The organism is Methylobacterium sp. 13MFTsu3.1M2, assembly GCF_900112625.1.
GTDB lineage: Bacteria > Pseudomonadota > Alphaproteobacteria > Rhizobiales > Beijerinckiaceae > Methylobacterium.
Window position 1 is genome coordinate 67,859 of sequence record NZ_FOMM01000003.1, and the last position, 13,713, is coordinate 81,571.

15 protein-coding genes are annotated in these 13,713 nt (G+C 71.3%); 7 read left to right on the plus strand and 8 right to left on the minus strand.

The features are described from left to right. Positions 1–44 precede the first annotated feature (44 nt). Together BM314_RS02415 and BM314_RS02420 are read right to left on the minus strand one after the other, a co-directional pair. On the minus strand, positions 45–335 hold the full coding sequence (locus tag BM314_RS02415; protein ID WP_020092689.1) for a DUF1330 domain-containing protein: 291 nt from the start codon (positions 333–335) through the stop codon (positions 45–47). An 81-nt stretch (positions 336–416) separates the two neighbouring features. Then, positions 417–1,358, minus strand: a complete 942-nt coding sequence (locus BM314_RS02420; protein WP_234081223.1) for a DUF3108 domain-containing protein — start codon at positions 1,356–1,358, stop codon at positions 417–419. A gap of 364 nt (positions 1,359–1,722) precedes the next feature. Between BM314_RS02420 and rpmB the strand changes: the two genes are divergently transcribed. Then, a complete protein-coding gene (rpmB, locus tag BM314_RS02425; protein ID WP_091976893.1) occupies positions 1,723–2,025 on the plus strand; it encodes a 50S ribosomal protein L28 in 303 nt (100 codons plus the stop codon). A gap of 354 nt (positions 2,026–2,379) precedes the next feature. On the opposite strand, the gene cobT is transcribed toward rpmB, so the two are convergent. From cobT to BM314_RS02445, 4 genes are all read right to left on the minus strand, one after another. Next, the gene (cobT, locus tag BM314_RS02430) at positions 2,380–4,284 is read right to left on the minus strand and encodes a cobaltochelatase subunit CobT (RefSeq protein ID WP_020092686.1); all 1,905 of its coding nucleotides are present in this window, start codon (positions 4,282–4,284) and stop codon (positions 2,380–2,382) included. A 5-nt stretch (positions 4,285–4,289) separates the two neighbouring features. Next, positions 4,290–4,796, minus strand: a complete 507-nt coding sequence (locus tag BM314_RS02435; RefSeq protein ID WP_091976728.1) for a DUF29 domain-containing protein — start codon at positions 4,794–4,796, stop codon at positions 4,290–4,292. A 5-nt stretch (positions 4,797–4,801) separates the two neighbouring features. Then, a complete protein-coding gene (gene cobS, locus BM314_RS02440; protein ID WP_012320633.1) occupies positions 4,802–5,785 on the minus strand; it encodes a cobaltochelatase subunit CobS in 984 nt (327 codons plus the stop codon). A 208-nt stretch (positions 5,786–5,993) separates the two neighbouring features. Further along, the gene (locus tag BM314_RS02445; RefSeq protein WP_020092684.1) at positions 5,994–6,620 is read right to left on the minus strand and encodes a J domain-containing protein; all 627 of its coding nucleotides are present in this window, start codon (positions 6,618–6,620) and stop codon (positions 5,994–5,996) included. A 108-nt stretch (positions 6,621–6,728) separates the two neighbouring features. Between BM314_RS02445 and BM314_RS02450 the strand changes: the two genes are divergently transcribed. Next, the gene (locus BM314_RS02450; protein WP_020092683.1) at positions 6,729–7,025 is read left to right on the plus strand and encodes a BolA family protein; all 297 of its coding nucleotides are present in this window, start codon (positions 6,729–6,731) and stop codon (positions 7,023–7,025) included. Positions 7,026–7,193: 168 nt separating this feature from the next. Next, a complete protein-coding gene (arfB, locus tag BM314_RS02455; protein WP_091926121.1) occupies positions 7,194–7,625 on the plus strand; it encodes an alternative ribosome rescue aminoacyl-tRNA hydrolase ArfB in 432 nt (143 codons plus the stop codon). 24 nt (positions 7,626–7,649) lie between these two features. On the opposite strand, the gene BM314_RS02460 is transcribed toward arfB, so the two are convergent. Together BM314_RS02460 and BM314_RS02465 are read right to left on the minus strand one after the other, a co-directional pair. Then, positions 7,650–8,444: a YoaK family protein gene (locus BM314_RS02460; RefSeq protein ID WP_056525824.1), complete on the minus strand. Its 795-nt coding sequence runs from the start codon at positions 8,442–8,444 to the stop codon at positions 7,650–7,652. A gap of 69 nt (positions 8,445–8,513) precedes the next feature. Next, positions 8,514–9,461: a class I SAM-dependent DNA methyltransferase gene (locus BM314_RS02465; protein ID WP_091976730.1), complete on the minus strand. Its 948-nt coding sequence runs from the start codon at positions 9,459–9,461 to the stop codon at positions 8,514–8,516. A gap of 68 nt (positions 9,462–9,529) precedes the next feature. On the opposite strand from BM314_RS02465, the gene BM314_RS02470 reads away from it, so the two are divergent. The 4 genes from BM314_RS02470 to BM314_RS02485 all read left to right on the plus strand — a co-directional run bounded on the left by BM314_RS02470 (position 9,530) and on the right by BM314_RS02485 (position 13,704). Then, the gene (locus tag BM314_RS02470; RefSeq protein WP_056525831.1) at positions 9,530–10,585 is read left to right on the plus strand and encodes a ligase-associated DNA damage response exonuclease; all 1,056 of its coding nucleotides are present in this window, start codon (positions 9,530–9,532) and stop codon (positions 10,583–10,585) included. Continuing rightward, a complete protein-coding gene (locus tag BM314_RS02475; protein WP_091976731.1) occupies positions 10,582–12,297 on the plus strand; it encodes a cisplatin damage response ATP-dependent DNA ligase in 1,716 nt (571 codons plus the stop codon). The genes BM314_RS02470 and BM314_RS02475 overlap by 4 nt, the downstream gene beginning before the upstream one ends. Next, positions 12,294–12,776: a secondary thiamine-phosphate synthase enzyme YjbQ gene (locus BM314_RS02480; protein ID WP_091976733.1), complete on the plus strand. Its 483-nt coding sequence runs from the start codon at positions 12,294–12,296 to the stop codon at positions 12,774–12,776. Before BM314_RS02475 ends, BM314_RS02480 begins: the two co-directional genes overlap by 4 nt. Positions 12,777–12,912: 136 nt before the next feature. Next, positions 12,913–13,704: a flagellar hook basal-body protein gene (locus BM314_RS02485; protein ID WP_091976734.1), complete on the plus strand. Its 792-nt coding sequence runs from the start codon at positions 12,913–12,915 to the stop codon at positions 13,702–13,704. Positions 13,705–13,713: the final 9 nt, after the last annotated feature.

Below are 13,713 nucleotides of genomic sequence, written 5' to 3' on the forward strand. Positions count from 1 at the left end.
GATGGCGCGGGCCGCGTCGAGCCCGGCTGCGACCGGTACGTCGATCAGTCGACGCCCTCGACGAGCACCACCTCGCCGATGCCCGCGGGCCGGCGCTTGGCTACGGCAGCCTGGTACTCGGGCGAGAAGTAGTAGGTGCGCGCCGCCTCGTAGGACTCGAATTCCAGCACGACGTTGCGCGGACGGCCCTCGCCCTCCAGCGCCTCGCAGCGGCCGCCGCGCACCAGCGGCTTGCAGCCGTACTTGCGCATCGCCTCGGAGGCCATGGCGGCGTAGTCCTTGTAGGTGTCCGGGTCGGTGACCGTCATCCGGACGATGATGTAGCCCTTGGGCACTGCTGACCTCCCCGCGCGGCTGCCGCGCCGCGCCGAGGTGCCGGGAAACCGGCCGCCGGTCAAACGCTCCCTGACGCGCCGCTACTGCCCGGACAGGCTCGCCTGCGCGACACTGTTGCCGGCGGCGCCGGCCGTGCCGGTGGTCGTCGGCGTGCCGCTCTGGCTCCAGCGTGTGGCCTCGATGATGTTGGTGCCGATCGTGGTGAGCACCGAGATGCGCAGCGGGATCAGGACGCGCGTCCCCTCGACGGGGGCGAGCCAGACCGACATCTCGCGGTTCTCCTCCATGAACTTGACGCCCGGCCGGTCCGGCCGGTGGCCGGCGACCGCCTGGTAGCGGGCGTTGCATACGAGGACTTGCCCCGCATAGCCGGGCTTCTGCACCGGGCGGGTCTCGGCGTAGCTCAGCACCACGTTGAAGCGGGTGGCGCCGTCGAAGACCGGCAGGGTCCGGTTGCAGTTCTCCGGGTCGAGCGGCTCGCCGCGCCCCTGGGTCGGCATCAGCAGCGCGCTCACCGGGTCGATGATGCCGCGCTTGTTGGCCGGGGTGACCGGCACGCGGTCCTGCATGTCGACGAGCGGCGGCGTGATCTCGGCCTGGACGACGTTGCCGCGCGCCAGGGCCATGCGCACCGCGATGCCGGAACTCGCCGTCTGGGTCGCGATGGCGAAGGCGCCGGGCTGCGGCGCGGCCGAGAAGCTTCCCGAGGCCCGGGCGGAGCCCTTGCCGCCGGTGATCGCGCCGACGAGGCCGGTGAGCACGGCCGACACGTCCATCATGTAGCGGTCGCGGTCGAAGGAGCCGGCGAGGCGGGCCGTGCCGATCGGGAGACCGGCGAGGTTGATACCGTAATCGACCGCCACGGTCGCGGCGGCGGGCGCGGCCCGCTTGGCCCGCGACGTCCGCGCGCCGGCATCGGTCGGGGCCGCGAGGACCGCGACCGCGAGGAGGCTGCCCGCGAGGCGCCCGGCAGCGTGCTTCTTCGACGGCTTGATCATTCGACGGATTGGCGTGGCGCTCATGATCCGGATCGCATCCCAGGGCGGGCGGGCCAAGACACTCGCTCGAACGCACCCTCTCGAACACACCCGCTCGCCGACGTCCTCTGCGACGCACGGAGCGGGGAGAGGTGCCTTCCTGCAGGTGGAAGAAGGCTATATCCCGGCATCGTGGTTAACAGACCGTTGGTCGTCCGGCGCGACGCCGGACCCCGCCTGCCCCCGCCGGCACCTTGACGCACCGCGCCTTCGTCGCCTATAGGCTCGCGCCTTCAACAGGACTCCGCCGGACCTGGAACACGCAATGGGCGCCGCCCGCTGCGACGATGATCGCGCCGGCCGCGATCGGGTCTTCACCGGGCGGAACGAGACGGGATCGTTTTTTATCATGGCGCGCCGCTGCGAACTCACCGGCAAGGCCGTTCAGGTCGGCCACCTCGTGAGCCACTCGAACCGCAAGACCAAGTGCCGGTTCCTGCCGAACCTGTGCAACGTCACCCTCCAGTCCGACGCGCTGGGCAAGCGCGTCCGCCTGCGGGTCACCGCGCACGCCCTGCGCTCGGTGGAGCACCGCGGCGGCCTCGACGCCTTCCTGATCAAGGCCAGCGAGGGCGACCTGTCGCAGACCGCGCGCCTCCTGAAGCGCGAGATCCACAAGAAGCTCGCCGAGACCCCGGCCGCCGCAGCCTGAGTCGTCGGGCTTCACGCCCCTATCGGACGGTTTGAACCGCCGTGGCCGTCGAGGCCGCGGCGGTTTCCGCTTGTTTGCGTCTGGCATGCCACTCCAAGCAATCCAGAGCTCGGCCGCAGGCTGCCGTCAATGTCCGGCCGATGCCCCTGCGCCGTCTTTGCGAGCGGAGCGAAGCAATCCAGGCGGCGCCACGTGGACAAGCCCCGCGCTGCCCTAGGTCACTTCGCTGCGCTCGTGATGACGGAGGGGGCTTCGCCGTCCAAGTTGCGAACATGAACCGTGTCGAGGTTCGGTCCGGATCTGCCAGCTTCCTCGACGCGGATCGTCTGTTGCGCGCAGCAGCGCGGGGCGTGATTACCGCCGCCCGCCCGCTGCGCGCAGCATCCGCCCCGTCGGCGCCGCGCCGTCCTCCTCGAACAGCTCGGCGAGCTTCTCGGTCATCGCCCCGCCGAGCTCCTCGGCGTCGATGATCGTCACGGCGCGGCGATAGTACCGGGTCACGTCGTGGCCGATGCCGATAGCCAGCAGTTCCACCGGCGAGCGCGTCTCGATCTCCTCGATCATCCAGCGCAGGTGCCGCTCCAGGTAGTTGCCGGCATTCACCGACAGGGTCGAGTCGTCCACCGGCGCGCCGTCGGAGATCACCATCAGGATCTTGCGCTGCTCCGGCCGTCCGAGCAGGCGCTTGTGCGCCCAGTCCAGGGCCTCGCCGTCGATGTTCTCCTTGAGCAGCCCCTCGCGCATCATCAGCCCGAGGTTCTTCCGCGCGCGCCGCCAGGGCGCGTCGGCCGACTTGTAGACGATGTGGCGCAGGTCGTTCAGGCGACCGGGATTCGGCGGCTTGCCGGCGGCGAGCCACGCCTCGCGGCTCTGGCCGCCCTTCCAGGCACGGGTGGTGAAGCCTAAGATCTCCACCTTCACGCCGCAGCGCTCCAGCGTCCGCGCCAGGATGTCGGCGCAGGTCGCCGCCACGGTGATCGGCCGGCCGCGCATCGAGCCCGAATTGTCGAGGAGCAGCGTGACCACCGTGTCGCGGAAATTGGTGTCCTTCTCCTGCTTGAAGGAGAGCGGCTGGTACGGGTCGATGACCACGCGCACGAGCCGCGCCGGGTCGAGCTGACCCTCCTCCAGATCGAATTCCCAGGCGCGGTTCTGCTGGGCGAGGAGGCGGCGCTGGAGCCGGTTGGCGAGGCGGCCGACCACGCCCTGCAGGTGCGAGAGCTGCTTGTCGAGGTAGGAGCGCAGGCGCGACAGCTCGTCGGCGTCGCACAGCTCCTCGGCGTGGATGACCTCGTCGAACCGCGGATTAAACACCTTGTACTCGGGCCCGCGCGCCTCGTTGCCCTGCCGCTGCGGCGGGCGCGAGGCCTCCGAGGCCTCCTCCGACTCCGCGTCCTCGGCCTCCTCGGGCAACTCACCGGACGGTGCGTCGGCGGATTCCTGGGCGCCCTCCTCGATCTCGTCAGAGGCCTCCTCGGAGGTCTCGATCTCGGCGCGCTCGCCCTGGCTCTTCTCCTCCGAATCGCCCTCGCTGGGGTTCTGCTCGTCGTCCTGGGCGTCGTTCTCGTCGTCGTTCTCGTCGTCCTCCGCGTCGAACGGCGTCTCGTCCGACATGTCTAGGGAGGTGAGGAGGTCGCGCACCGAGCGGGCGAACTTGCGCTGATCCTCGATCGAGCCGAGCAGCCCGTCGAGGTTCGGGCCGGCCTTGGCCTCGATATGCTCGCGCCACAGCTCGACGATCTTGGTGGCGGCCTCGGGCGGCTTCTGGCCGGTCAGGCGCTCGCGCACCATCAGGGCGACGGCATCCTCCATCGGAGCGTCGGCCCGGTCGGTGATGGACTCGTACTTGCCGCCGCGATGGTAGCGATCCTCCAGCATCGCCGAGATGTTGCTGGCCACGCCCGCCATCCGGCGCGACCCGATCGCCTCGACCCGGGCCTGCTCGACCGCGTCGTACACGGCGCGCGCGGGTGCGTTCTCGGGGGCGAGACGGCGGTGGACGGCCACGTCGTGGCAGCCCAGCCGCAGCGCCATGGCGTCGGCATTGCCGCGCAGCACCGCGACGTCCTGCGCCGAGAGCTTGCGCGGGGGCTCAGGGAGGCGGGCCTTGTCGCCGGTGAGCGCCGGCCGGTCGGTCGCGTAGGTGACCTCGACCTCGGAGCGCCGGGCGATGGCGCGCAGGCACCCGGCCACCGAGCGCTTCAGGGGCTCGGCCACGGGTTCGCGGCGCTCGCCGGGCTTGCGGTTGGAGATGGACATCAGCGCTACCGGTCGTCCTCGAACGCGAAGGGGCGGTTCAGGATCTCGTCCCAGCTGTAGGGACAGTCCGTGGGCAGGGTTTCGGGCGATCGCTTCATCTCGCGAGCGGCTCGGATCCGACCGATCCGGTAGCCTTCGCTGGCGGCTTCGGCGATGCGCGGCTTGAGACCTGGATTTTTGCGCACCTGCCTGTCGATCCGCACGCGCTGTTCCGCAATCGTCAGCGACCAGCTTCGGCTGCGCCGCTCGGGCTGGAGATCCCATTTGAGGGCGTGGGCGAGAAGCACCTCGATCGCGCTCTCGAGCTTATCGTACTGCTCCGAACCCACGTCGCTCAGCTCCTCGGCGATGTTGTCGAGGTCGAGCGCGTCCACCCGGCCGGCGCGGAGCAGTGCCACCTGCTCCTGAACCCAGGTGTAGAGATCGTCCGCGTGGCGGGTCCGTCCCCGCGCGTGCGCAGTCGCCGGGGCGTCCTCGCGCGTCGGGGCCGGATGCGCCATCGCGTCCTCCATGCGGGTCAGCTCAGCGCGACGTTCACCGCGCTCTCGGGCAGCTCCTTGCCGAAGGCGCGCTGGTAGAACTCGGCCACCAGCGTCCGCTCCAGCTCGTCGCACTTGTTGAGGAACGTCACCCGGAAGGCGAAGCCGATATCCTTGAAGATGTCGGCGTTCTCGGCCCAGGTGATCACCGTGCGCGGGCTCATGACGGTGGAGAGGTCGCCGTTCATGAAGGCGTTGCGGGTGAGATCCGCCACGCGCACCATCCGGTTGACGATGTCGCGGCCCTGGTCGCCCCGGTAATGCGTCGCCTTCGAGAGCACGATGTCGACCTCGCGGTCGTGCGGCAGGTAGTTCAGCGTGGTGACGATCGACCAGCGGTCCATCTGGCCCTGGTTGATCTGCTGCGTGCCGTGATAGAGGCCCGACGTGTCGCCGAGGCCCACCGTGTTGGCGGTGGCGAAGAGCCGGAAGGCCGGGTGCGGGCGGATCACGCGCTTCTGGTCGAGGAGCGTCAGCCGGCCCGAGAGCTCCAGCACGCGCTGGATCACGAACATCACGTCCGGGCGGCCGGCGTCGTACTCGTCGAACACGAGCGCGACGTTGTTCTGCAGCGCCCAGGGCAGGATCCCGTCCTGGAAGGCGGTGACCTGCTTGCCGTCCTGCAGGACGATGGCGTCCTTGCCGACGAGGTCGATGCGCGAGACGTGGCTGTCGAGGTTGATCCGGATGCACGGCCAGTTCAGCCGGGCGGCGACCTGCTCGATATGGGTCGACTTGCCGGTGCCGTGATAGCCGGTGACCATCACGCGGCGGTTGCGGGCGAAGCCGGCCAGGATCGCGAGCGTCGTCTCCCGGTCGAAGATGTAGTCCGGGTCGACATCCGGCACGTGCTCCTCGGGCTCGGCGAAGGCCGGCACCTTGAGGTCGAGATCGATGCCGAAGACATCGCGGACGGAGACGGTGCGGTCGGGCAGCGCGGCGGGCGTAGCGTCAGAGAGCATTCGGAACCTCGTGAGGCGCGGGCGCTCCACTCCCAAACAGTGAAGCATCCGCGCGGAAGGACGTCGAGCCGGGCCTCCGCGGCGGGGCGGAGCCATCCTTAGACGGCGGCGCGCTCGCGCGCCACCGACCGGCATGGATCCCATATAGGGCCGCCCCGCGCGGTTTGCCCTATCCTGGGTGCGAACCGGCGTGCATCGTTCGTGCCGCTCAGCAGAGACCGGCCGCGCGGAGCACGTCGTGGGCGCGGATGATGTCGCGCAGGCGCTCCTCGAAGGAGCGGTCGCCGCCGTTGGCGTCCGGGTGGAAGCGCTTCACCAGCACCTTGTACTGCGCCTTGATGGCGGCCGCGTCCGCGCCCTCCTCGAGGCCCATCACGTCGAGGGCGCGGCGCACCGTCGCCGAGTGCTTGGGCTTGCGCGGCTCCTCGGGCTGGCGGGCACGCCGGCGCGCGTCGCCGACGCCCTCGCCGCGCAGGATGCCGAGGGGATCGACGTAGGCCCAGTCCCGAACCGGCTCGTCCGCCGGCTTGGCCTCGCCGGTCCGGTTCACGCCCATCGCCCAGGTTGGGCGATGACCGATGATCGCGTCCTTCTGGTAGGCCTGAACGGCGGCGTCGTTCATGCCATCGAAGTAATTGTAGGTGGCGTTGTAGGCGCGGACATGGTCGATGCAGAAGCGCCAGTACTGGCCCTCCGCCTTCCGCCCCTTCGGCGCCCGGTACAGGCCCGGATGGGTGCAGCCGGGGCTCTCGCAGCCGGCTTCCGCGGCGGGCTTCGGCTCGTCGCAGGTCGGCTTGATCCGGATGCTGTCGAACAGGCGCGAGTTGAGATCCATGACGGGCCGATTATGAGGGGGCGGACCTGAGACACAAGGGCACCGGGCCTGATGACGCATGCGCGGGATCGGGCTTGACGGCGCCCACGGACACGACGCGAGGGCACGATGACGGACGGTGCGGGCGCGGGCGGCACCCTGCGGGACTGGATGGAGGCGCGGCTGCGGGAGCAACTCGCGCCGGCGCGGCTCGACGTGATCGACGAGTCGCATCTGCATGCCGGCCACGCCGGAGCGCGGCCGGGGGGCGAGACCCATTACCGGCTCGACATCGTCGCGTCGGCGTTCGAGGGCAAGAGCCGCGTCGAGCGGCACCGCTTGGTGAATGCGCTGCTCGACGACGCGTTCAAGCGGGGTTTGCACGCCCTCGCGCTCCGCGCCCGCACGCCGGCCGAGGCGGCCTGAATCGGGGCCCCGCTGGGGACGCGGGCGGGATCGCGCCGACGGGGTACGGGACGGGAGGCACGGGACAGATATGGTGACGGAGCCGCCGATCCGCATCCGCCCGCTCGCGGGCTGCGCACCCGACGCGGGGGCGCGGCGCGCCGTCGTCGCGCAGCCGGGGAGGGCGCCATGGCCCTGCGCGTGACGCCGCGCATCGCCATCGACGAGGACGAGATCGAGCTGTCCTTCATGCGCGCCTCGGGGGCCGGCGGACAGAACGTCAACAAGGTCGAGACCGCGGTCCAGCTGCGCTGGGCGGCGCTGGCCTCGCCCGCCCTCGACGAGCGGGTGCGGGCCAATCTGGTGCGGCTCGCCGGACGGCGGATGACCAAGGACGGCGTTCTCGTCCTCGCCGGGCAGCGGCACCGGACGCAGGAGCGCAACCGGGCCGACGTGCTGCAGCGGCTCGTCGATCTGGTGGCGGAGGCGGCCAAGCCGCCGCCGCCGATCCGCCGGCCCACGAAGCCGACCCGGGGCTCGCAGGAGCGGCGCATCGGCGCGAAGAAGAGCCGCGCCGCGATCAAGCAGGGCCGGGGCAGCGTCCGGGATTCGGACGGCTGACCCCGATCCCGCCGCGGCCGGGTCTCAGTGGATCGCGTCGATGACCTCGGCCTTCGGGCTGGCGTCGGGTGCCGGGGAGGAGCCCGCCACCAGGGTGCTGCCCGGCTTGGCGATGGTCAGGACGATCGCGATCATCGCCAGGATGGCGGCCAGCGCCGCCGGGAAGAGGAAGGCCGATTCGCCGTAGCGCATGTCGAGCAGGCCGCCGACGACGGCGCCGGTGCTGAGCCCGGCCCAGAGCGGCGCCTGGATCCAGAAGGACGGCGCCACCGTGCCGAGCAGCAGGTTGGCGCAGCCCGTGCCGAAACGCACCACGGCGCCCGTGACGTAGGTGAGCGCCAGGGAGCGGCCGCCCTCGTCCTGCAGCGTCGCGTTCTGGAGGCCCAGCGCCAGGACGATCGGGTAGGCGTGGAGCGGGTAAGCGAAGGTGCCCCAGGGCATCAGCAGGCCGCCGGCGAGCAGCAGGGCCTGGAGCGTCAGCAGGACGGCGAGGCGCCAGCGCCCGACCCAGGCGGCGATCAGCGTTCCTAGGAAGGCGCCGAAGCAGAACATGCAGATCGTGCTGGCGACGCGGCTGACGTTCTCCCAGTCGGCGTTGGCTACCGCCACGCCGAAGCGGGTGGTGTTGCCCGACATGAACGACATGAAGAGCTGCGAGAATTCCAGGAAGCCGATGGAATCGGCGCAGCCCGCGAGCGCCGCGAGGGCGATCGCGAAGGGAATCCGGGTTCGCGGATCGGCGGGAAACGACTTGTCGGCCGGTGGCTCAGGTTTCCGCTCCGGTGCTGCACCACCTGTCCGACTTCCGTATTCCGCCATGCTGATCCCCCGATCGAGCCGCCGCGCCTAGTCGCGGTCGACTGACAATGGACGAATAGCGGAGCGGTTTCATGCCGATGTGCGCCGCAACACAACGACGCGCCCCGGCACCGGTCGTCCGCCCTCGCGACGGACTTCCGCCGGTCTCGTCGTCAGCAGCTCCAATCCGGACGCGGCTGCCGTCGCCGCGATGTGGGCTTCCGCGTGGGCGTAGCGGCCGTCCTCGCCCAGGACGGAACCGGGGCCGTCGTGGGATTGCACCGTGACGGCGCCGAGCCCGCCCGGCCGCAGGACCCGCCCCACCCGCGCCAGGAACGTCGCGAGGTCCGCGACGTAGATCAGGACGTCCGCGGCGAGGCAGAGGTCGGCCGACGCCTCCGGCAGGTCGGCCAGGGCGGCGCCGATGTCGCCCTCGACGAGGCGCTCGTAGAGCGGCCGACCCTGCGCCGTCTTGGCCCGCGCCACCGCCAACATCCCGGGGGAGAGGTCGATCCCGGTGAGATGGTCGACCCGGTCGCGCATGACCTCACCCATCAGCCCCGTGCCGCAGCCGAGATCGAGACCGACCGCGAAGCGCTTCGGAACGCGCGGCAGGGCGTCGCGGACGAGCTGCGGGCCGACATAGCCGAGGCCGTCCACGAGGTGGCGCTCGAAGCGCGGCGCGTAGCCGTCGAACAGGGCGCGGACATAGGCCGGCGACAGGACCGGGAGGGTGTCGCCGCCGCCCAGGCGGGCGAGGTGCGCGCGCACGCCCAGCCGGTCCTCGGGATCGATGTCGAGGGCGCGGGAAAAGGCCCGCGCCGCCGCGTCGCGCAAGGTCGGATCGGTGCCGGCGGCGGCCAGACCCGCGCGCGCCCGGCCCAGCAGGAGCCAGGCCGGCGCGTAGCGCGGGGCGCGTTCCAAGACCTGCTCGGCGAGGTCGGCGGCGCCCGCGTGGTCGCCGTCGGCGAGGCAGGCCTCGGCGTAGCGGTAGCGGCGATCGGCGAGGAGGTCGCCGGAACTGAGCTGCGAGGCCATGCGTCTGCCGGGTCGGGGGCGCCTATATACCGGGGCCACCGGCGGACTCCACCGGCAGCACGGACCCGATGCCGATACGCGCCAGCGATCTCCTCACCCTGACCCGCGAGGGTCTCTACTGCCCCCTCGGGCGCTTCCACGTCGATCCGACCTGGCCCGTGGAGCGCGCGCTGATCACGCATGGGCACGCCGACCACGCCCGCGCGGGCCACGGCCAGGTGCTAGCGACGCCCGAGACCCTGCGGATCATGGCGGTGCGCTACGGCGCGGATTTCTGCCGCCAGCGGCAGGAGGCGCAGCTCGGCGCGGCGCTCCGCGTCGGCGACGTGACCGTGCGCTTCGCCCCGGCCGGCCACGTCCTCGGGTCGGCACAGATCGCCATCGAGCGGGACGGCGTCCGCGTCGTGGTGTCGGGCGACTACAAGCGCGCGCCGGACCCGACCTGCCTGCCCTTCGAGGTCGTGCCCTGCGACGTGTTCATCACCGAGGCGACCTTCGGACTGCCGGTCTTCACCCATCCCGATACGCGGGGCGAGGTCCGCAAGCTCCTCGAATCGGTGAAGCTGTTCCCGGAGCGCGCCCACATCGTGGGCGCCTACGCGCTCGGCAAGGCGCAGCGGGTGATGGCGCTCCTGCGCGAGGAGGGCTGGGACCGCCCGATCCACCTGCACGGCGCCATGGAGAAGCTGACGACGCTCTACAAGGAGGAGGGCGTGCCGCTCGGCGACACGCCCAAGGTCGTGGCCGCCGAGCGGAAGGACCTGCACGGGGCGATCGTGCTCTGCCCGCCCTCGTCGATCCAGGACCTGTGGTCCCGCAAGTTCCCCGACCCGGTGACCTGCTTCGCCTCGGGCTGGATGCGGGTGCGCGCCCGCGCCCGCCAGAAGGGCGTCGAGCTGCCGCTGGTGATCTCCGACCATTCCGACTGGCCGGACCTGTGCCGCACCATCCGCGACACCGGAGCCGGCGAGGTCTGGGTGACCCACGGCCAGGAGGACGCGCTGGTCCACTGGTGCGGGACGCAGGGGATCCGGGCGAAGCCGCTCCACCTGCTCGGCTACGGCGATGACGGCGAGGTCGAGGGGACCTCGGAGGCGGGCTCCGAGGCGGAGGCGGCGGCGTGAACGACTTCGCCCACCTGCTCGACCGCCTCGCCTACGAGCCGCGCCGCAACGCCAAGCTGCGCATGCTCCAGGACTACTTCGCGCGCACGCCCGATCCCGAGCGCGGCTACGCGCTCGGCGCCATGACCGGCACGCTGAGCTTCCGCGAGGCCAAGCCGGCCCTGATCCGGGGACTGGTCGAGGAGCGGATCGACCCGGTGCTGTTCCGGCTGTCGCACAATTACGTGGGCGACCTCGCGGAGACGACGGCGCTGATCTGGCCGGGACCGGCGGAGGCGCCGCGGGAACCGGGGCCCGGCCACAACAACCCGCCGCCGCATGTCCCGACCCTGGCCGAGGTCGTGGAAACCCTCGCGACCATCCCCAAGCGCGAGCTGTCCCGCCATCTCGCCGACTGGCTCGACGCCCTCGACGAGACCGGGCGCTGGGCGCTCCTGAAGCTCGTCACCGGCAACCTGCGGGTCGGCGTCTCGGCGCGTCTCGCCAAGACGGCGGTCGGCGCGCTGGGCGGCCACGACGCCGACGCCGTCGAGGAGGTCTGGCACGGGCTGACCCCGCCCTTCGAGACCCTGTTCGCCTGGGTCGAGGGCCGGGCCGAGCGGCCCGAGACCCTGAACCCCGCGCCGTTCCGGCCGCCGATGCTGTCGCACCCGATCGAGGAGGAGGCCGACCTCGAGAAGCTGGAGGCCGAGGCATTCTCGGCCGAGTGGAAGTGGGACGGCATCCGCGTCCAGCTCGTCGGCGGTCTCGACCGGGCCGGCCAGCAGGTCGGGAAGGTCTACTCGCGCACCGGCGAGGACATCACCGGGGCGTTCCCGGACCTCGCCGAGGCCATCACCTTCGCGGGCGCCCTCGACGGCGAGCTTCTGATCCTCCGCGAGCGGCGGGTGCAGAGCTTCAACGTGCTGCAGCAGCGCCTGAACCGGAAGGCCGTGACGGGCAAGCTCCTGGAGGAGTTCCCGGCCCACGTGCGGGCCTACGACCTCCTCACCCTGGAGAGCGACGACCTTCGGGCAGAACCCTTCGCGGAGCGGCGGCGGAAGCTGGAGGCGCTGGTCACGCGCCTCGACCACGCGCGGATCGACATCTCGCCGCTCGTGCCCTTCGCGGACTGGGAGGCCCTGGCGGCCGCCCGGGCGGACCCGGCCTCGGTGGGCGCCGGCGCGGATGCCGACGCCATCGAGGGTGTTATGCTCAAGCGCCTCAACAGCCCCTACCTGCCGGGACGCCCCAAGGGACCCTGGTGGAAGTGGAAGCGCGAGCCGCACATCGTCGACGCCGTGATGATGTACGCCCAGCGCGGGCACGGGAAGCGCTCCTCCTTCTACTCGGACTACACGTTCGGCGTCTGGCGGGAAGCCCCCGAGGGCGACGAGCTGGTGCCGGTGGGCAAGGCCTATCACGGCTTCACCGACGCCGAGCTCGCCAAGCTCGACCGCTACGTCCGCAACAACACCACCAAGCGGTTCGGTCCGGTGCGCGAGGTCGCCCACGGCCGCGAGGCCGGGCTCGTCCTCGAGATCGCCTTCGAGGGCGTGCAGCGCTCGACCCGGCACAAGTCGGGGGTGGCGATGCGCTTCCCCCGGGTCAGCCGCATCCGCTGGGACAAGCCGCCCGCGGAGGCCGACCGGATCGACGTGCTGGAACGGATCCTCGCCCGCGGCGAGCGCGAGATCGCGCCGGGCACGACCTTATCGGAGACGATCACATGAGGCAGGGACACGGTCGGGAGAGCAGGATCGGGCCGGTCGAGGCGCTGGCCTCCGGTCCGGTGGAGCGTCACGCCAGCGCGCGCCTCACCGTCGCGACCCCGGGACCGGGCTTCACGGACTTCACCGCGGCGGTGGCCGCGTTCGTGCGCGACAGCGGCGTCCGGGACGGGCTCGTCACGGTGTTCTGCCGGCACACCTCGGCCTCGCTGACCATCCAGGAGAACGCCGATCCCGACGTCCAGACCGACCTGATGGCCGCGCTCGACGGCTTCGCGCCGCGCCACGCCGGCTACGTCCACGGCGCCGAGGGGCCGGACGACATGCCGGCCCATATCCGCACCCTGGTCACCGATTCGGCCCTGACCATCCCGCTGGTCGGCGGGGCGCTGGCGCTCGGCACGTGGCAGGGGATCTACCTGATCGAGCACCGCGACCGGCCGCACCGGCGGGAGATCGTGCTGAGCGCCCTCGGGGCGTGACGCGTCCGCCGGCGTCGCGCGAGCGGCGCGGGCCGGCTCAGCAACACGCGGTCACACACCGTCGGTTAACCATAGTGGGTCCTTATCGGCTTCCGTCGGATCGGGGACCGTGCCGCTCCGGCGAACGGAGACCCCGATGGGCCTTTACACCGCGCTCTCGAACTCGATTTCCGGCGCCTCGGCGCAGTCGCTGGCCCTGAACAACATCTCGGGGAACATCGCCAACACCCAGACGGTGGGCTTCAAGTCCACCGAGACGCGGTTCGCCGACATGCTGGCCGAGACCCGGGACGGCACGCAGCTGACCGGTGGCGTGCTGCCGAGCACGCGCAACAGCCTCAACATCCAGGGCACGATGCAGTCGACCGGTGTGGCGACCAACCTCGCGATCTCGGGCAACGGCTACTTCGTCGTCAAGAAGAACACCGGGACGCCGGACAGCCCGGCCTTCGCCGGCGACACCGGCTACACGCGGCGCGGCGACTTCGCGCCGGACGCCAGCGGCTACCTCTCCAACGGCGCGGGCTACTACCTGTTCGCCGGCCCCTCGGCGACGACCCCCGTCCAGGTTCCGACCGGGGCGGGCACCCTGGCGAGCCTCGCGGTCTCGCCAGCCGGCACCCTCACGGGCACGGCCGCGGACGGCAGCACCCTGGCCCTCGGCACGCTGCAGCTGGCGCAGTTCGGCATGCAGGACAACCTCGCCTCGCTCGATGGCGGCACTTACGTGGCCACCGGCCAGTCCGGGACGCCGAGCTACGGCCTCAACGGCGCGACCATCACGGCCGGCTCGGTGGAGCAGTCGAATGCCGGGATCTCGGATCAGTTCTCGAAGATGATCGAGACCCAGCAGGCCTACACGGCCAACACCAAGGTCATGAGCACCACCGACCAGATGCTGCAGGACGCCATCGCGATGTACACCTGAGGCGGCCCC